Raw genomic sequence first — 17,473 nt, 5'->3', positions numbered from 1 at the left:
CTTAGGCTGCCAGTGCGTCCTGCGCCTGTTTGACGATCGCGCCAAAGGCTTCGGGCTCATGCACGGCCAGATCGGCCAGAACCTTCCGGTCCACTTCGATACCGGCCAGCGACAGACCGTTGATGAAGCGGCTGTATGTCAGCGCTTCGTCGTGGCTGCGCACGGCGGCGTTGATCCGCTGGATCCACAGAGCGCGGAAGTTGCGCTTGCGGTTCTTGCGGTCACGGGTTGCATATTGGTTGGCCTTGTCGACCGCCTGTGTGGCGACCTTGAAGACGTTCTTGCGCCGACCATAATAGCCTTTTGCGGCTTTGATGATCTTTTTGTGACGCGCGTGGGTGACTGTACCACCTTTTACTCGGGACATCTCGGTACTCCTATATCAGCGGGCGTAGGGCATGAAGCCCTTGATGATCTTTGCATCGGGCTCGGACAGTGCTGTCGTGCCGCGTGCGTTACGGATGAACTTGTTGGTCCGTTTGATCATGCCGTGCTGTTTGCCAGCTTGGCTGCCGATGACCTTACCAGTCGCCGAGACCTTAAAGCGCTTTTTGGCGCTCGATTTCGTCTTCATCTTGGGCATTTCCGTCTCCGTCTTTTGAGTTCGGTATAAACACGACTCGGCATGCCACTTTGGGCCGGTCGTGCAGGCTAAGATGCGCCGTATAGGCGCGCTCGGACAAGGATGCAAGAGGTTTTGAGGGGCGCTCGAAGGACCTAGTGTAACAGGTTTGCCGCGACAGAAACAAAGACATCCGGCAGGTTCTCAAACGAATAGCGCCCCGGATTTTCCCGCAACGCGTAAACGATTAGTCCCCCGGCAATCATGATCGTGATGGCCGAGACGCGCGGCGACCGACGGTCGGTCACCGCAGAGAGTATCGAGGGTATCGACAACACCGCTAGAACGATGCCGACAACCATCGCCAAATCAGAATTCATGCGCACCCTCCCCTTGTTCGGGAAAGGTTACTCTGGATCAGATGCGTAAATCAAACGTTCGTCGCAGGGAGCCACGCGCAGGATGTTGGTGCTGCCCGGGACGTTGAAGGGCACCCCTGCTGTCACGACGATATGATCCTCTGGTCCGGCGTAACCCTCTGACAAAGCAGAGCGTGCCGCGCTGAGGACAGCGAGTTTAAACCGATCATGCCCATCGGTGATGATGCAGTTCGTTCCCCAGCTTAGCGCCAGACGGCGGGCGGTATTCACCAGCGGCGATAGCGCGATGATCGGCACACGGGGCCGTTCGCGCGCGGTCAGCAACGCGGTGGTGCCGGATTGGGTAAAGCAGCAAATCGCTTTGATGTCCGTCGTCTCCGCAATCTCGCGTGCGGCGGCGACAATGCCGTCTGCCACGGTCGTGCGTTCGGCTGTGCGCGAGGATTCGATGATCTGCGTATAGGTTGGATCGGCCTCAACCTCTTGCGCAACATTGTCCATCGTCGCCACGGCTTCTAACGGATAATCACCGGCGGCTGATTCCGCGCTCAGCATCACCGCATCCGCGCCTTCATAGATCGCGGTGGCCACGTCCGACACCTCGGCGCGGGTCGGCATCGGGCTTTCGATCATCGATTCGAGCATCTGTGTCGCCACGATCACCGGCTTGGCTGCCGCGCGGCATTTGCGCACCAGACGCTTTTGGATCGGCGGCACGTTCTGCACTGGCAGCTCCACACCCAGATCGCCGCGCGCCACCATGATGCCATCGCTGACCTCAAGGATCGCCTCAAAACGCTCTACCGCGGCGGGCTTTTCGATTTTGGACAGGATCGCCGCCCGGCCTTTGACCAGATCACGCGCCTCGGTCACATCTTCGGGCCGCTGCACAAAGCTCAGCGCAAGCCAATCGACGCCCAACTCACAAACGAATTCCAAATCTGCCCGATCTTTTTCCGACAGGGCGGCCAGCGGCAGCAGCACGTCGGGCACGTTCACGCCCTTACGGTTCGAAATCACACCGCCTGTCACCACCTCGCAATTCGCGAAATCTGGGCCACAGTCGCGCACCTTCAGACGGATTTTGCCGTCGTTAACCAACAGACTCGCGCCCGCCTCTAACGCTGCGAAAATCTCAGGGTGCGGCAGGCAAACGCGGTTCACATCGCCCGGTGCCTCATCAAGGTCCAGCCGGAAAGTCGCCCCCTCTTCCAAGGTCGGCCCGTCGCCCTCAAAGACCCCTACACGCAGTTTTGGCCCTTGAAGGTCAGCCAAAATACCGATCGCGCCGCCGGTCTCTTTTTCAATCTCACGGATGATACGATGTTTTTCACGGATCTCGTCGTGGCTGCCGTGGCTCATGTTGAGCCGAAAAACATCCGCACCGGCGTTGTGCAATGCCCCGATCACCTCGCGTGTTTCCGAGGCTGGCCCCAAAGTGGCCACGATCTTTACATTGCGCAAACGTCTCATATCTGTTCCTTCGTATCTATGTCGCCCCACGGGGAATGTTAACGGTAACATCGACTTGTCGATGGCCTACCGTCCCGATGTGTGCCTGTCAAAGGTTTCATCAGAATGACGGCCTAACGCTGCGCCGTCCAGCATTATGAAAAGGAGCTGCCATGCCCAGCCAACAAGAGATCGAACTGCAAGCCGCCGCCTTTCGCCGGTTGCAAAAGCACCTGATGGAAGACCGGACCGATGTACAAAACATCGACATGATGAACCTCGCCGGATTTTGCCGCAACTGCCTGTCGCGCTGGTACCAAGAGGCCGCAAACGAGCGTGGCATCGAAATGGGCAAAGACGAGGCGCGCGAACTGTTCTACGGGATGACCATGGACGATTGGAAAGCCAATTATCAGACCGACGCGAAGGACAGCCAGAAAGAGGCGTTCAAGACGGCCTTCGAGGAGAATGTCGGAAAGGAGTAAGCGCCTAGCGTTGCACTTGGCGAAACAATGCTTGCATCTTAAGCGCATTCACCACCAAAACGGAAACAATAAGAGGGCGAGGCGGGCCAAAAACCTTGATCGAAAGCCGTTTTGCGCGGAGCATCATAGCGCCGCTGCCGATCAGGAGTACCTCATGCTAGCCCTCTTCGCCCTTCCCGTCTTGCTTGGCCTTGGCTTGTTTCTTGTCATCGACGATGACACAGAAACCGCAGAGGATACGCCCGACGATCCCACGCCCGATCCCGATGAACCGACCGTCGACCCGCTGGAAGTGCCTGACGATGTTGTGGTCTTCCGCGGCACCCCCGGCGACGACGCCATCATTGCCCGCGACGAAGGCGGCTTTATCGCAGGCCTGCGGGGGGACGACACGATAACTGGAAGTGACAACAGCGACGACATCGCCGGACGCCAAGGCGATGACGAGATCGACGCCCGTGGCGGGAACGATCGGGTTTGGGGCGATGGCGGGGATGACCTTATCAACCTCGGCGACGGGGACGACCGGGGCATTGGCAGCGTCGGCGAGGACACCATTGATGGCGGCGCGGGCGCGGACCACATCAGCGGTGAGGACGACAATGATCTGCTGCGCGGAGGGGCGGGCGACGATACCGTCACAGGCGGATACGGGGACGATCTGATCTACATGGGCGCGGGCGACGACAGCGGCGCGGCCTATGGCGACCGGAGCTTTGGCGACGATACGGTCTATGGCGGCGCAGGCGACGATCTGATCCTCGAAGGGCGCGGGGCCAATCTTCTCTTCGGCGAGGCTGGAGATGACGAGATCCGCGCGCTGGACAACGACGGGCTTGGCGAAGACACCGTTAACGGCGGCGAAGGCGACGACCGCCTCTTCGTAGACTATGGCGATCTGGTCACCGGGGGCGAGGGCGATGACCTCTTCGCGGTCGACAATGAGGGGGATTCGCCGATGGCGCCGGTGATCATCACCGATTTTGATACCGAAGAGGATTTACTGGCTTTCACCGACGTATACGACGCAACCGTCGACTTGCGCTATGATCCTTCCTACGACGCGGTGGTCGCCGCCACGCCGGACTATGTGCTGGCCGTTCTGCAAGGTCTTGGCGACGCGGATATTCCCGATATCTCGGTGGTTAATTTAAGCGCCGCCTAGAACTGATAGAGCACAAGCCAATCGGCCTTGAGCGCGGGGCGCGCGGCACCTTCAATCTCAACCGTGGCAGCAAAGCGCGTCATCAGATCGCCCCGCCCCCGCGTCTGCGCTTCGGTTAAAGTAAACCGCCCCCGGATCCGCTTGCCCGAATGCACCGGGGCAATGAAACGCACGCTATCGAACCCGTAGTTAATCGACGTCTTTGCCCCCGCCATCCCCGGCAGCGCGCCATAGGCCATGCCCGACATCATCGACAGTGTCAGCATCCCATGCGCCACGGTGCCACCGAAATCGGTTTCTGCTGCGCGGATGGGATCGACATGAATAAACTGATGATCTTCGGTCACATCGGCAAAGGCGTCGATCCGCGCCTGATCCATCATGAACCACGGCGAGACGCCTAATTCGCGGCCCACGGCTGCTTCCATCTCTGCCCGGTCAATCTCGTTGCGCATTGCGGTCTCCTGCTTAGCGCCACCCTAGCCACGATCCCCCGCCCGGCGAAAGCCCTTGCGTCCGGCGGGCCAACTTACATGCTGGGTGAAACCAAAGCGGAGACCTCCATGAACACCCCAATCCTCGCCCTTATCATCGTGGCCGTCGCAGGGGCCGCCGTGGCCCTGCAAACCCCGATCAACGCTGCCCTGGGCCGCAACATCGGCAGCGGTGTAGCTGCGGCGGCGGTGTCTTTTGGCGTCGGTTTCGCGATCCTGCTGGGGGTTTTGCTGCTGCGTGGCGAATTGGGGGCTTTGCCCCGTGCGTTTTCCGCGTCGCCGGTCTTGCTACTGGGCGGTGTGCTGGGGGCGTTCTACGTTTGGTCGGTGCTCTGGGCGATCCCGACGCTGGGGGCGCTGACCGTGATCTCAGCGCTGATCCTTGGGCAGTTGAGCGCGGCGCTGGTGATCGATGCCACGGGGCTCTTGGGGCTCACCGTGCAGGCCATCACCCCCACCCGCATTGCCGCCGCCGCGCTGGTGGCGGCGGGGCTGGTTCTATCGCGGTTCTGAAACTCAGATCGCGGTTTTGCGCATTTCTTCGAGATAGATTTCACGCAAACGGGGCGCAAGCTTGCCCGGCGTGCCGCTGCCGATCTTGGCGCCGTCAATCTCAACCACCGGCGTCACGAAAGCGCTGGCCGAGGTGACGAAAGCCTCATCCGCCTGCTGCGCCTCTTCGATGGTGAAGTTCCGCTCTTCCACCTGCATCTGCGCCTCGCGGGCCAGTTCCAGCACCGCCTTGCGGGTGATGCCATGCAGAATGTCGTTCGAGGTCTCGCGCGTCACGATCTTATCGTCCTTGACGATATAGGCGTTGTTCGAGGTGCCCTCGGTGACGAAACCCTCTTCGACCATCCACGCGTCTTCGACACCGGCTTTCTTGGCCATCATCTTACCCATCGACGGGTAGAGCAGCTGCACCGTTTTAATGTCGCGACGGCCCCAGCGGATGTCTTCGATGCTGATGACGCGGATGCCATCACGGGCGGCAGGGTTATCGGCCAGCCCCGGTTTCGACTGGGTGAACAGCACCAGCGACGGCGCAGTGGTCTCGGGGTCGGGGAAGGCGAAATCACGGTCGCCATCCGACCCGCGCGTGACCTGAAGGTAAATCAGCCCGTCTTTGATATCGTTGAGACGCACCAACTCGCGGTGAATCTCCAGCAGCTCTTCAGTGGTGGCAGGCGCGCGCATGTCGAGCTCGTTCATCGAGCGGGTCAACCGCTCGGCATGGCCGTCAAAAGCGATAAGCTTGCCATCCAGCACGCTCGTCACCTCATAGACCCCATCGGCCATCAGGAATCCCCGGTCGAAGATCGAGATCTTGGCCTGATCCTCGGGCAGGTATTCGCCGTTTACATAAACAGTCCGCATGGTCACCCCCAAAGCGCTGCGGCGGGGGGATGCACGCCCGCGCCGTCAAATTTCAAAGCATTGTCGCGGTCTTCGGCCAGAAGCAGCGGGCCGTCAAGGTCCACGACCTTCGCGCCTTGGGCGACCAGCGTTGCCGGGGCCATCGCCAGCGACGACCCGACCATGCAGCCGACCATCACGTCGAAGCCTTCGGCAAGTGCCGCATCGCGCAGGGCCAGCGCTTCGGTCAGCCCGCCGGTCTTGTCGAGCTTGATGTTCACCACATCGTATTTGCCCTTGAGGCCCGGCAGGCTGGCGCGGTCATGGCAGCTTTCATCCGCGCAGACGGGCACGGGGCGATCCATGCCCAAAAGCGCATCGTCGTCCCCTGCGGGCAGGGGTTGTTCGACCAATGCCACGCCAAGGCGCACCAGATGCGGCGCAAGGTCAGCATAGACCTCAGCCGACCAGCCCTCATTGGCGTCGATGATGATGGTGGCATCGGGCGCACCCGAGCGCACGGCTTCGAGCCGGGGCATGTCGTCGGGTGTGCCGAGCTTGATCTTCAGCAGTGGCCGATGGCTGTGCTTCGCCGCCTGCGCGCGCATCGCCTCGGGTTCGTCGAGCGAGAGGGTATAGGCCGTGATCTCTGGCCCCGGCGCGGTCAGCCCGGCCAGCTCCCAAACGCGCTTGCCCGCGCGTTTGGCTTCCAGATCCCACAGCGCGCAATCGACAGCGTTGCGGGCCGCCCCGGCGGGCAGCAGATCATAAAGCGCGGCACGGGTGAAATTGTCGGGCAAGCCGTTAATCTCAGCCGTGACCGATTCGAGCGTTTCGTCGTAACGCGCGTAGGGCACGCATTCGCCCCAGCCAGTCACGCCACCTTCGGTCACGCGGACGGTCAGCACTTTGGCCTCGGTCCGCGAACCGCGGCTGATGGTAAAGACCTGGGCCAGTTTGAATGTATCTGCGGTAACGTCGATCTGCATGGTCACAGCGCCGCCAGTGCATCGGCCAGCCGCGCCGCCCCTTGGCGGAAGGGATCAACCGCAGGCAGGCCAAGACGCTCCTCAACCTCGGCCAGATAGGCATCCGCCTCGGCCTCAGACATGTGGTAGGTGTTGACCGAGATACCAACGACCTTGCAGTCGGGGTTGGCCACCTGCGCCAGTGTCAGCGCCACGTCGCGGACCGCCTCCATGCTGGGCAGGGAGTATTCTGGCAGGCCGCGCATATGGGTCCGCGTGGGCTCATGGCAGAGGATCAGCGCGTCGGGCTGGCCGCCGTGGATTAGCGCCATGGTCACGCCTGAGTAGGAGACGTGGAACAGGCTGCCCTGCCCTTCGATGATGTCCCAATGGTCATCGTCATTGTCGGGGGTGAGATATTCCACCGACCCGGCCATGAAATCGGCGATCACGGCGTCCAGCGGCACGCCTTCGCCGGTGATCAGGATGCCGGTCTGGCCCGTGGCGCGGAAAGTGCTTTTCATGCCTTTTTCGCGCATCGCCTCATCCAGCGCCAAAGCCGTGTACATTTTCCCGACCGAGCAATCGGTGCCCACGGCCAAGACCCGCTTGCCGCTGCGTTTCTTACCGTCGGCGATGGGATATTCGACGCTGGGCACGCGCACGTCATGCAATGTGGTGCCGCTCGCCTTGGCGGCGGCGACCAGATCGGCTTCGTTGCGCAGCAGGTTGTGTAGGCCCGAGGCAATGTCGAAGCCCATGTTCAGCGCCTCAATCAGCACTTCTTTCCAAGCCGCGCTGATCTTGCCGCCACGGTTGGCGACGCCGATGACCAATGTCTCGGCCCCCGCCTCACGCGCTTCGGCCAGCGTCATGTCTTGCAAGCCGAGATCGGCCTTGCAGCCTTCCATGCGGAACTGACCGACCGCGTTGTCGGGGCGCCAGTCCTTGATGCCTTGGGCGACCTTGGCGGACAGAGAGTCAGGCGCGTCGCCCAGAAAGAGCAGATAGGGGGTTTTGATCATGGCAAGCCTCCGGCATTGAATTTGTCCGCATATTGCGCGCGAGAATACGCAAGTGCGTGGCGTTGTCGACGCATCTGCATGCAAATGCGCAGCATTTCCCGCAAATTACCGTTGACTGCGCAAAAATCGTGCGCCGCCTTGGCCTGTCTCGAAAAACATCGAAATGCTGCGACTGCGAAAACCTTCTTGCGATTGACGGCGCAATTTCATACCAGAATGGAGACTGATGATGAAACAAAATTACCCATAGGTGCCCCATGAGCTTCCGCATTCAGCCTGCCGCCCCTGCCCGTCCGAACCGCTGCCAGTTGTTCGGCCCCGGCTCCCGCCCGGCGATCTTTGAAAAGATGGCAGCGTCGGATGCCGATGTGATCAATCTCGACCTCGAAGACAGCGTGGCACCTTCGGACAAAGACAGCGCCCGCGCCAATATCATCAAGGCGATTTCCGAGATCGACTGGGGCAAGAAGACACTTTCGGTCCGGATCAACGGGTTGGACACGCCCTATTGGTATCGTGATGTGGTGGACCTGCTGGAGCAGGCCGGGCCGCGGCTTGACCAGATCATGATCCCCAAGGTGGGCTGCGCGGCGGATGTCTATGCCGTCGACGCGCTGGTGACGGCGGTCGAGACCGCCAAGGGGCGCGAGAACAAGATCAGCTTTGAGGTCATCATCGAATCCGCCGCCGGTATCGCCCATGTGGAAGAGATCGCTGCGTCTTCACCCCGCCTGCAAGCCATGTCGCTGGGGGCCGCCGATTTCGCTGCCTCCATGGGCATGCAGACCACCGGGATCGGCGGTACGCAGGAGAATTACTATATGCAGCGCGGCGAGCAGAAACACTGGTCCGACCCGTGGCACTGGGCGCAGGCCGCCATCGTCGCCGCCTGCCGCACCCATGGCGTGCTGCCGGTCGACGGGCCTTTTGGCGACTTCTCTGATGACGAAGGCTTCCGCGCACAGGCGCGGCGCTCGGCCACGCTGGGCATGGTGGGCAAATGGGCGATCCACCCCAAACAGGTCGCGTTGAGCAACGAGGTGTTCACACCCTCGGAAGAAGCCGTCACCGAAGCGCGCGAAATCCTTGCCGCGATGGAAGAGGCCAAGGCGAAGGGCGAAGGGGCGACCGTCTATAAGGGGCGTCTGGTGGACATCGCCAGCATTAAACAGGCCGAGGTTGTGGTGCGGCAGTCCGAGATGATCGCCGGGGGCTGAGCGACTGCGGCCAGCCGCCGGGGGCGCTGCCCCCGGACCCCCGCGGGTATTTGAAAAAGGATGAAGTGGTAAGGGCGTGCGCTTGCCTGCTTGGCAAACCCGCGTTGCAAACCGGCGCGCGGCGCTCCATATACGAAAGCAACTAGCCGGAGCATGCAATGACCCAATATCTGGATTTCGAAAAACCACTGGCCGAGATTGAAGGCAAGGCGGAAGAGCTGCGGGCGCTGGCCCGGTCCAACGAAGAGATGGACATCACCGACGAGGCCCGCGCGCTGGATAAAAAAGCCGCTGGGATGCTGGAAGACCTCTATGGGTCGCTGACGCCTTGGCGCAAATGCCAAGTGGCGCGTCACCCCGAACGTCCACATTGCAGAGATTACATCGAAGCGCTATTTACTGAGTTCACACCGCTGGCCGGGGATCGCAACTTTGCTGACGATCTGGCCGTGATGGGTGGGCTGGCACGTTTTAATGACAAGCCGGTCATGGTTATCGGCCATGAGAAAGGCAATGATACCAAAAGCCGGATCGAGCGAAACTTTGGCATGGCCCGCCCTGAGGGTTATCGCAAGGCGGTGCGTTTGATGGAATTGGCCGATAAGTTTAATCTGCCCGTTGTCACCATCGTGGACACGCCGGGTGCTTACCCGGGCAAGGGTGCCGAAGAGCGCGGCCAATCCGAAGCGATTGCCCGTTCGACCGAGAAATGCCTGCAGATCGGTGTACCGTTGATCAGCGTGATCGTCGGCGAGGGTGGCTCTGGCGGGGCGGTGGCTTTTGCCACGGCGAACCGCGTCGCGATGTTGGAGCATTCGGTCTATTCCGTCATCACGCCCGAAGGCTGTGCGTCCATCCTGTGGAAAGACAGCGAAAAGATGCGCGAAGCCGCCGAGCAGATGCGCCTGACCGCCGAAGAACTCAAGACGCTCGGCGTGATTGATCAGATCATTCCTGAGCCCATGGGCGGCGCGCATCGTCACGCTGCGCAATCCATCAAGGCCGTAGGCAAAGCGATTGAGACGATGCTTAAAGACCTTGACGGTAAAGATGGAAAAACGCTGATCAAAGACCGCCGGAGCAAGTTCCTTGAGATGGGCCGCAAGGGACTGGCGGCCTAGGCCAGCCGCCGCCGAAAACGCGGATCAGGGGTGATCTGGTCAAAACCGGCGGCGCGGTAGAAACTCTGCGCGCGCCGGTTTTGCGTACCCGTCCCTACAGTGACATAGCTACACCCCTGCGCCTCAGCGTGCTCCAGCGCGGCCGCCACCAACGCTTTGCCTATGCCGCGCCCACGCGCGGTGTCGCAAACAAAGAGATGGTGCAGGTCCATGCCCCTTGCGCCGAATTGCAACTGCGTCTGGGGGCAAAGCGCGGCATATCCATGCAGCCCCGTCGCACCTTCGGCCACCAACAGCGTCACCCAAGGGGCTTCGCCGAGGCAGTCACGTTCCAGCGCGGCCAGTGTCAGCGTGGCCGTGTCGCCGTGGTAGGCGGCCAGCGCATGGGCCAGATCAAGAACCATTGGTAAGTCGGATTTAACGGCAGGTCGAATGGGGGGCATATTGTCTCTCTTTGTGGCTACCACAGGGAGACAAGCAAAGCCGCGCTGTGGCGGCTTGGGGTATAGGAAAAGGGCCGCGCCGATTAGGAGCGGGGATAATAGACTGTTTTGAGGCAGGTCTGTTCCATGACTATGTCATGCGCTTGTGCCGACCGGCTGTCAAGCGGAGGCTGAGCCTGGGTTAGCTTGCCAGCATCCGCAGGCCTTGGGTCACATCCGAACGCACCGCCAGCCGCAGCCCCGGCTCATCCCCGGCGCGCAGGGCGGCGATGATCAACCGATGGAAATGCGGCGGCTCTGTCCGGCGCAGGCGGCCATAGAGCGCGCGCATGGTGGGGCCGAGTTGCAGCCAGACGGTCTCTACCATGGCGAGCATCGCAGGCGCCTGAGCCCGCAGGTAAAGCGTTCGGTGGAATTCCAGATTGGTGCGGATGTAGCTGACCGCATCGCGGTGCGCCACTGCCTCGGCGATATTGGTGTTGATCGTCTGCATCCGTTCAATCAGCGCCATATGCGCGCGTGGCAGGGCACGCGAGGCCAGTTCAACCTCCAGCAACGCCCTGAGCGCTGCCAATTCCTCAATCCGCTCGTTGCTGAGTTCGGGCGTAGAAATGCGCCCCGAGGTCGACATCGTCAGCGCCCCCTCAGCCGCGAGCCGCCGCACCGCTTCGCGGGCGGGCGTCATCGAGACCTCATATTCCTTACCAATACCGCGCAGGGTGAGCGCATGACCGGGCGGCAGATCGCCATGCATGATCCGCGCGCGTAGGCGGCGGTAGACACGATCATGGGCCAGCGGCGTGGCCTCGACAGGGCGGGGGCTGAGGTTCATGATGCGCTTGTGATCACAAATGAGCCACCCGTCAAGCGCGGCATTTTGAGACCACGGGCCAATCACCCGTTGTCGCGGCCCCTGAGGCGATTTATCGGGGTTCAAACCGCTAAAGGAGATGCGCCTTGACCAAACGAAATTTCATCCGCCACGTGGTCTTTTTCTCAGCCAAAGACCCCAAAGACATTCCCGCAATTGTAGCGGGGCTTTGGAAACTGGCCGATATCCCCCATTCAACAACTTTCGAAATCTGCGAGAACACCCGTGTTGATGCGCTGTCAGGGGACGTGGATGTGGTGGTTTACGCCGAGTTCCCCGATGCGGAAGCACTTGCCGCCTATAAGGCGCATCCGATCTATCAAGAATCCATCGACATCGTGCGCCCCCTGCGCGACATACGCATGCCTGCGGACTTTTAAGGCGCGAGATGTCTGACCCCTGCGTCCTATTTGACACCGGCCCGCTGGGGCAAGGAACGGCCTTTCGAGCGCCGCAGCGGACCATCAGCGCGCAGTCGCCCGAGGACGTGCCAGCAGCCTTTGCCGCGCTCGAAAAAGTGCAGGCAGAGGGCGCGTGGCTGGCGGGCTATGCAAGCTATGAGCTGGGTTACCTCGGGTCGACAAAACTGTGTGATTTGATGCCTGCCAAGCGCGGGCAGCCCTTGTTGCACTTCGGGGTGTTTGATGGGCCGGAGCCGCATAGCTTTAAGGATGACGTGGGCGCGGCCAGTCTATCGGCCCTAACCCCGGATTGGGACTTTGCCCAATATGAAGCCGCCTTTGTGCAGGTGCAGGATTTCATCACTGCCGGGGATATTTATCAGGCCAATCTGACCTTCGGGTTGGAGGGTCGCTATAGTGGCACGCCTGCCGCCCTTTATGCCCGACTTCGCCAGCGCCAGCAGGTTGAGCATGGCGCATTTGTTGACCTTGGGGGGCCGGTGTTGCTGTCACGCTCGCCCGAGTTGTTCTTTGCGCTGACTGCCGATGGCCACCTGACCGCGCGTCCGATGAAGGGCACCGCGCGGCGCGGGCAAGATGCTGTTGAGGATGCCAAGCTGCGCGCCGACCTCGCCGCTTCGGAAAAGAACATGGCGGAAAACCTGATGATCGTTGATCTGCTCCGCAACGACATAAGCCGGATTGCAGAGGTGGGCAGCGTTGAGGTGCCGAAGCTGTTCGAGATCGAGACCTATGATACCCTGCATCAGATGACTTCGCGCATCACGGCACAGGTTTTGCCCGAAACGCGCCTGACAAATATTTTCCACGCGCTTTTTCCCTGTGGCTCCATCACCGGTGCGCCCAAGATCCGCGCCATGCAGATCTTGCGCGCGTTAGAACCTGCTCCACGCGATGCCTATTGCGGCGCTGTTGGCTGGGTTGCGCCCTCAGGAGCGATGCAGTTCAACGTGGCGATTCGCACAGCGACCTGCCACGCCGATGGACGGCTGCGGCTGAATGTAGGTGGTGGTGTAGTGCATGACAGCACAGCCGAGGATGAATATGCCGAGGCGTTGCTAAAGGCACGGTTCGCGACCCTGCCCTAGAACCGATAACGATGTAGTCCCCCGCCATGGTCGCGCAGCCATTGGCGGGGGGCCTGATAATCACCGTAAATCCGCGTGACCTCGGCCCAGAACGCCGGGGAATGGTTCATCTGCGCCAGATGGGCGACCTCATGGGCGGCGACGTAATCCAGCACTTCGGGCGGTGTCATGATCAGCCGCCATGAGAACATCAGCCCACCATCACTGGTGCACGATCCCCAGCGGGAACGCGTATCGCGCAGGGTGATCCGATTGTAGGGCTTGCCCAGCAATGCCGCGTAATCGTCACAGGCGCCAGCCAACCGGTCCCGCGCCACTTCGCGCAGATGTGCTGCAAGCCGTCTGCCAATGCTGTCGTCCGGACCGGGCACGAGAATCTCTTCGGGACCGATCCGCACGCCGCGCCCCTGCCCGCTGCGCACCTTAAGAACCTTACCGCCCACAGGCAGCTCAGCCCCCGGTGCGACAATCACGTCTTCGCCCCGCGCGGCAAGGTGTTGGCGAATCCAGTCTTGCTTGGTCTCGGCAAAGGCCAGCGCTTCACGCTCGGCCAAGCGTTTGGGCATGGTCAGCGTCACCCGCCCATCCAACTGCGAAATGCGTAAAGAGATGCGCCGGGCACGGGCCGAACGGCGCAAGATCAACGGAATCGGCGGGTTGCCGGGCAGCACAGGGTCTTTCATTACCGGAGCAACGTCCCTAGATAGAGGCCAAAGCCTTTGACAGTGCCCCCCTCATATGGCACTTGGCCGGAATCATCTACACGCAACAGCAATATTATAAAGGGGTGTTTCATGCCCAACGAAGAATGGGGAACCAAGCGCCTGTGCCCCACTACGGGCAAGCGCTTCTATGACCTCAACAAGAATCCGATCATCAGCCCCTATACGGGCGAAGAGGTCGCGGTCGACAACTCCAAGTCCCGCATGATCGCGGCAGATGCCGAGGATGCGGTCACAGCCAAAGCCAAGAAAGGCGATAAGGCAGACGACGATTCCCTCGTGGATGACGACGATACAGTTGATGTGGATCTCGACGACGATCTGCTGGACGACGACGATGACGACGAGGATACAGTTCCCCTCGACGATATCGCCGAAGTCGCGTCAGACGACGAAGACTAATTAATCGGCGGCGGGTTCAATTTTCCGCTTGATCCCGCCGCCGCCAGCGCCTAGTTAGCGGCGCATAACGACCCGGATCACACGATCCACGATGGGGCCTTAGCTCAGCTGGGAGAGCGCCTGCATGGCATGCAGGAGGTCAGCGGTTCGATCCCGCTAGGCTCCACCATCACACCCCTTTTTGATGTAAGATATGTAGCGCTCGATAGAGGGGCTGACTGACGCGCATCCGCTTCGCGGCTACTCTGAGTCAGCGGTTCGATCCCGCTAGGCTCCACCATCACCCCCTTTCTGATGTAAGACATGTAGCGCTCGATAGAGGGGCTGACTGACGCGCATCCGCTTCGCGGCTACTCTGAGTCAACGGTTCGATCCCGCTAGGCTCCACCAAGCCTTTTGCAAAGCAAAAGGCGTCGCGCGACAGTCGCTTCGAAGAAGCGATGAGAGCGTAGCGCAACAGCCTATACAAACGATACAACGCTATCTCGCAACTGCAAACGATGCTCGGCGATCTGTCTCGCCTCTTGTCACTATGCCGCGCTCATGATGTGCATTGCCTAGGGCACACCAAACCTTGCCAAATCGCAAACCCATTGGGATAGGCAGATGAGAGCCGGTCGCGCCTTACGCTCACGACCAGACCCGCTCAGAACAACGCGCGTCGGATTAAATTCAGCCCTGCAACCATCAGCACCAGCAGCGTCATCTTGCGAAACAGGACCGGATCGACCCGATCCATCACCATGCCGCCGAGCCAAACGCCCAGCATCACAGGCGCAAGCAACAGCGCCGAGAATGGCCAAGTCTGCGCGTTCAGCACACCCGAACCCATATGCGCCCCAAGCAGCGCCACCGCGCCCAGCCCATAGATCACCCCCTGAATCCGCATCTGATCGTGCTTTGGGGTGCCAAGCGCGGTCAGATACGCAACCGTTGGCGGCCCCCAAACGCCGGAAACGCCGCCGACCGCACCAGCAAACGCGCCGACACATGCCTCGACCCGCGTGGAACGTTGCGCCAGATGAAACTTATACTTCGACAATTGCAGCAGCGCAAAAAAGACGATCGGAACACCAATGGCCAGCAGCATTGCCTCCTCGGGAATCACCCGTACCATCTGGGCAGAAAGAACCAGTGTGATGCCGCCGCAGAGCAGAAATACCCAGAACAATCGAATGGAACCTGCCGCCGCCTTCGGACCTTGGCGCAAGGCCTGAAAGGCATTGGCCAGAACCGTCGGCAGGATCAAACCAGCAAGGGCCAAATCTGGCGCCATGAAGGTCGTTAGGCCGGAAATCAAAACCAACGGCAGGGCGAATCCGACAACGCCTTTAACGAAACCACCGCAAAGACCAATGGCCAAAGCTGCGTAAAACTCAAACGGGGTGAGAAAGGGGAAAATACTGTTCATGCCGTTACATAGCAGGCCGGACGGCAGCCGCACGAGCAAATTTTCTACGTAATATAAAAACAAAAATAGGCATTGAAACGTATCTTTGTTGTGCTGCAACTGCGAAGGCGCTATGTCTGGCCCAAGCAAGAAAGGACAGATCATGGCACATGACGGTCAGGATATGACGATGCATAGCGTAATTCTCGACGATCTGATCGGGCTGACCGGCGCGGCGCTCCCGCCGCTGGACCGGCTGCTCCAGAAAGCCACTGCCGCCGTCCGCGCGCAGGTAAGCGAGGGGGATCGCGTCTCGGCCAAGCTGATCGAGGCCAACCAGACCGCAGCGCACGGGCTTGCGTGGCTCGCCACCTATGTGCAGGCGCTACGCCAGATGCAGCTTTGGGCCGAGCGCCTACAGAGTGACGGGCGCTTTGGCGAGGTCGAAGAACTCCTACACCAGATCGCCTTTGGCGAATACCTTTGCCAGATCCGTGGTGGCATCCAGATGAACCAAGGCGAAATGCTGCGCCTGCAAGATCTGGGGCTGAGCGCTGAGGACGAAGCCACGCTTGACGATCCGGCGCTCACCACTCTGACCCGCAGCGGCAACACGCAGGCCGCGCGCAGCCGCTTGGTTGAACTCATGCAGGAGCGCAGCGCCGATGTGACCTTTGGCGTCAGCGGCCTTGATGAAGAGCTTGAGATGATCCGCGACCAATTCCGCCGCTACGCGGTTGAGAAGGTCGAACCCTATGCCCATGACTGGCATCTGAAGGACGAATTGATCCCCATTGAGGTGATCGAAGAACTGGCCGAAATGGGCGTCTTTGGCCTGACCATTCCCGAAGAATACGGCGGGCTGGGCCTGACCAAAGCGTCGATGTGTGTGGTCAGCGAAGAACTCTCTCGCGGTTATATCGGCGTCGGCTCCCTCGGCACCCGGTCGGAAATCGCGGCGGAACTGATCCTCTGCGGCGGTACGACAGAGCAGAAAGAAAAATGGCTGCCCCGCATTGCCAGCGCGGAAACCCTGCCCACGGCGGTCTTTACCGAGCCGAACACCGGCTCTGACCTCGGCAGCCTGCGCACCCGCGCGGTAAAGGACGGGGACAACTACAAGGTCACCGGCAACAAGACATGGATCACCCATGCGGCGCGCACCCATGTGATGACACTGTTGGCGCGCACCGATCCGGAAACCACAGACCACCGCGGCCTGTCGATGTTCTTGGCCGAAAAGACCCCCGGCGACGATGCCAACCCCTTCCCCACCCCTGGCATGACCGGCGGAGAGATTGAGGTGCTGGGCTATCGGGGGATGAAGGAATACGAACTGGGCTTTGACGGGTTCGAGGTGAAGGGCGAGAACCTTCTCGGCGGCGAAGAGGGGCGCGGGTTCAAACAACTGATGGAGACGTTTGAGTCCGCCCGCATCCAGACCGCTGCGCGTGCCATCGGTGTGGCGCAATCGGCGCTCGATATCTCAATGCAATATGCCCAAGACCGCAAGCAGTTCGGTAAGGCGCTGATCAACTTCCCCCGCGTGTCGGGCAAGCTGGCGATGATGGCGGTGGAACTGATGATTGCGCGGCAGTTGACCTATTACAGCGCGTTTGAAAAGGACGCTGGCCGTCGTTGCGATGTCGAGGCTGGCATGGCGAAACTGCTTGGCGCGCGGGTCGCTTGGGCCGCTGCGGACAACGGCCTGCAGATCCACGGCGGCAACGGATTCGCGCTGGAATACAAGATCAGCCGGGTGCTTTGCGACGCGCGCATCCTGAACATCTTTGAGGGAGCGGCGGAAATCCAAGCGCAGGTTATCGCGCGGCGGCTTCTGGGCTGACGCTCCGGGGTTGCAAGCGCCGCTTCTGTCAGAGACATAGGCGGCGTTTCCAGCCAAAGGACAG

The 17,473-nt window shown here is 60.9% G+C and carries 21 protein-coding genes and 1 tRNA gene; 10 read left to right on the top strand and 12 right to left on the bottom strand.

What is annotated here, in order from left to right; genetic code table 11:
• Position 1: 1 nt before the first annotated feature.
• From rplT to pyk, 4 genes are all read right to left on the bottom strand, one after another.
• Positions 2 to 367 carry a 50S ribosomal protein L20 gene (rplT, locus tag ACSQ16_RS03830; protein ID WP_007118124.1) on the bottom strand — a complete coding sequence of 122 codons (366 nt, stop codon included), beginning with the start codon at positions 365 to 367 and terminating at the stop codon, positions 2 to 4.
• A gap of 15 nt (positions 368 to 382) precedes the next feature.
• Positions 383 to 583, bottom strand: a complete 201-nt coding sequence (gene rpmI, locus ACSQ16_RS03825; RefSeq protein WP_067624805.1) for a 50S ribosomal protein L35 — start codon at positions 581 to 583, stop codon at positions 383 to 385.
• A gap of 134 nt (positions 584 to 717) precedes the next feature.
• Positions 718 to 942 carry a hypothetical protein gene (locus ACSQ16_RS03820; protein ID WP_243261619.1) on the bottom strand — a complete coding sequence of 75 codons (225 nt, stop codon included), beginning with the start codon at positions 940 to 942 and terminating at the stop codon, positions 718 to 720.
• Positions 943 to 969: 27 nt separating this feature from the next.
• Positions 970 to 2,415, bottom strand: coding sequence for a pyruvate kinase (gene pyk / locus ACSQ16_RS03815; protein WP_243261620.1), 1,446 nt, complete (start codon positions 2,413 to 2,415; stop codon positions 970 to 972).
• A gap of 152 nt (positions 2,416 to 2,567) precedes the next feature.
• On the opposite strand from pyk, the gene ACSQ16_RS03810 reads away from it, so the two are divergent.
• Together ACSQ16_RS03810 and ACSQ16_RS03805 are read left to right on the top strand one after the other, a co-directional pair.
• Positions 2,568 to 2,879, top strand: a complete 312-nt coding sequence (locus ACSQ16_RS03810) for a DUF1244 domain-containing protein (protein WP_093927368.1) — start codon at positions 2,568 to 2,570, stop codon at positions 2,877 to 2,879.
• 154 nt (positions 2,880 to 3,033) lie between these two features.
• Entirely contained in the window at positions 3,034 to 4,044 is a 1,011-nt protein-coding gene (locus ACSQ16_RS03805; RefSeq protein WP_243261621.1) for a calcium-binding protein, read from the top strand.
• Here the strand turns inward: ACSQ16_RS03805 and ACSQ16_RS03800 are convergent.
• Complete coding sequence (locus ACSQ16_RS03800) at positions 4,041 to 4,499, bottom strand: MaoC family dehydratase (RefSeq protein WP_243261622.1); 459 nt, start codon at positions 4,497 to 4,499, stop codon at positions 4,041 to 4,043. The two genes, ACSQ16_RS03805 and ACSQ16_RS03800, sit on opposite strands and share 4 nt — an antisense overlap.
• Positions 4,500 to 4,607: 108 nt before the next feature.
• Between ACSQ16_RS03800 and ACSQ16_RS03795 the strand changes: the two genes are divergently transcribed.
• Positions 4,608 to 5,051 carry a DMT family transporter gene (locus ACSQ16_RS03795; RefSeq protein WP_093927936.1) on the top strand — a complete coding sequence of 148 codons (444 nt, stop codon included), beginning with the start codon at positions 4,608 to 4,610 and terminating at the stop codon, positions 5,049 to 5,051.
• 3 nt (positions 5,052 to 5,054) lie between these two features.
• Here ACSQ16_RS03795 and ACSQ16_RS03790 read toward each other — a convergent pair whose 3' ends face one another.
• Genes ACSQ16_RS03790 through dgcN form a run of 3 tightly spaced genes read right to left on the bottom strand, consistent with a single transcriptional unit; the run spans position 5,055 to position 7,887 of the window.
• Complete coding sequence (locus tag ACSQ16_RS03790; protein WP_243261623.1) at positions 5,055 to 5,915, bottom strand: D-amino-acid transaminase; 861 nt, start codon at positions 5,913 to 5,915, stop codon at positions 5,055 to 5,057.
• 2 nt (positions 5,916 to 5,917) lie between these two features.
• Positions 5,918 to 6,883 (bottom strand): N-acetyl-D-Glu racemase DgcA, encoded by a 966-nt coding sequence (gene dgcA, locus ACSQ16_RS03785; protein WP_243261624.1) that lies wholly within the window; start codon positions 6,881 to 6,883, stop codon positions 5,918 to 5,920.
• A gap of 2 nt (positions 6,884 to 6,885) precedes the next feature.
• The gene (dgcN, locus tag ACSQ16_RS03780; RefSeq protein ID WP_243261625.1) at positions 6,886 to 7,887 is read right to left on the bottom strand and encodes an N-acetyltransferase DgcN; all 1,002 of its coding nucleotides are present in this window, start codon (positions 7,885 to 7,887) and stop codon (positions 6,886 to 6,888) included.
• A gap of 257 nt (positions 7,888 to 8,144) precedes the next feature.
• Here dgcN and ACSQ16_RS03775 point away from each other — a divergent pair, with 257 nt between their 5' ends.
• A complete protein-coding gene (locus ACSQ16_RS03775; RefSeq protein WP_243261626.1) occupies positions 8,145 to 9,104 on the top strand; it encodes an L-malyl-CoA/beta-methylmalyl-CoA lyase in 960 nt (319 codons plus the stop codon).
• A gap of 158 nt (positions 9,105 to 9,262) precedes the next feature.
• The gene (locus tag ACSQ16_RS03770) at positions 9,263 to 10,225 is read left to right on the top strand and encodes an acetyl-CoA carboxylase carboxyltransferase subunit alpha (RefSeq protein WP_243261627.1); all 963 of its coding nucleotides are present in this window, start codon (positions 9,263 to 9,265) and stop codon (positions 10,223 to 10,225) included.
• Here ACSQ16_RS03770 and ACSQ16_RS03765 read toward each other — a convergent pair.
• On the bottom strand, positions 10,222 to 10,668 hold the full coding sequence (locus ACSQ16_RS03765) for a GNAT family N-acetyltransferase (RefSeq protein ID WP_093927375.1): 447 nt from the start codon (positions 10,666 to 10,668) through the stop codon (positions 10,222 to 10,224). The genes ACSQ16_RS03770 and ACSQ16_RS03765 overlap by 4 nt on opposite strands.
• Before the next feature lie 181 nt (positions 10,669 to 10,849).
• Positions 10,850 to 11,500, bottom strand: a complete 651-nt coding sequence (locus ACSQ16_RS03760; protein WP_243261628.1) for a GntR family transcriptional regulator — start codon at positions 11,498 to 11,500, stop codon at positions 10,850 to 10,852.
• Positions 11,501 to 11,625: 125 nt separating this feature from the next.
• Here ACSQ16_RS03760 and ACSQ16_RS03755 point away from each other — a divergent pair, with 125 nt between their 5' ends.
• Together ACSQ16_RS03755 and ACSQ16_RS03750 are read left to right on the top strand one after the other, a co-directional pair.
• Positions 11,626 to 11,919, top strand: coding sequence for a Dabb family protein (locus ACSQ16_RS03755; RefSeq protein ID WP_093927376.1), 294 nt, complete (start codon positions 11,626 to 11,628; stop codon positions 11,917 to 11,919).
• Between the two features lie 8 nt (positions 11,920 to 11,927).
• Positions 11,928 to 13,049, top strand: a complete 1,122-nt coding sequence (locus tag ACSQ16_RS03750; protein ID WP_317405427.1) for an aminodeoxychorismate synthase component I — start codon at positions 11,928 to 11,930, stop codon at positions 13,047 to 13,049.
• Here the strand turns inward: ACSQ16_RS03750 and ACSQ16_RS03745 are convergent.
• On the bottom strand, positions 13,046 to 13,732 hold the full coding sequence (locus tag ACSQ16_RS03745; RefSeq protein ID WP_243261630.1) for a M48 family metallopeptidase: 687 nt from the start codon (positions 13,730 to 13,732) through the stop codon (positions 13,046 to 13,048). The two genes, ACSQ16_RS03750 and ACSQ16_RS03745, sit on opposite strands and share 4 nt — an antisense overlap.
• A 111-nt stretch (positions 13,733 to 13,843) precedes the next feature.
• On the opposite strand from ACSQ16_RS03745, the gene ACSQ16_RS03740 reads away from it, so the two are divergent.
• Positions 13,844 to 14,173, top strand: coding sequence for a TIGR02300 family protein (locus ACSQ16_RS03740; RefSeq protein ID WP_243261631.1), 330 nt, complete (start codon positions 13,844 to 13,846; stop codon positions 14,171 to 14,173).
• Between the two features lie 93 nt (positions 14,174 to 14,266).
• Positions 14,267 to 14,342, top strand: a tRNA-Ala gene (locus tag ACSQ16_RS03735).
• Between the two features lie 477 nt (positions 14,343 to 14,819).
• On the opposite strand, the gene ACSQ16_RS03730 is transcribed toward ACSQ16_RS03735, so the two are convergent.
• On the bottom strand, positions 14,820 to 15,584 hold the full coding sequence (locus ACSQ16_RS03730) for a sulfite exporter TauE/SafE family protein (protein ID WP_243261632.1): 765 nt from the start codon (positions 15,582 to 15,584) through the stop codon (positions 14,820 to 14,822).
• Between the two features lie 142 nt (positions 15,585 to 15,726).
• Here ACSQ16_RS03730 and ACSQ16_RS03725 point away from each other — a divergent pair, with 142 nt between their 5' ends.
• Positions 15,727 to 17,409, top strand: a complete 1,683-nt coding sequence (locus ACSQ16_RS03725) for an acyl-CoA dehydrogenase family protein (protein ID WP_243261633.1) — start codon at positions 15,727 to 15,729, stop codon at positions 17,407 to 17,409.
• Positions 17,410 to 17,473 lie beyond the last annotated feature (64 nt).

It is taken from the genome of Sulfitobacter sp. SH24 (assembly GCF_965641895.1).
In the GTDB taxonomy this organism is placed as follows: domain Bacteria; phylum Pseudomonadota; class Alphaproteobacteria; order Rhodobacterales; family Rhodobacteraceae; genus Sulfitobacter; species Sulfitobacter dubius.
Note: the sequence above shows the minus strand (reverse complement) of the source record. Positions and strands in the feature narration are given on the sequence as shown.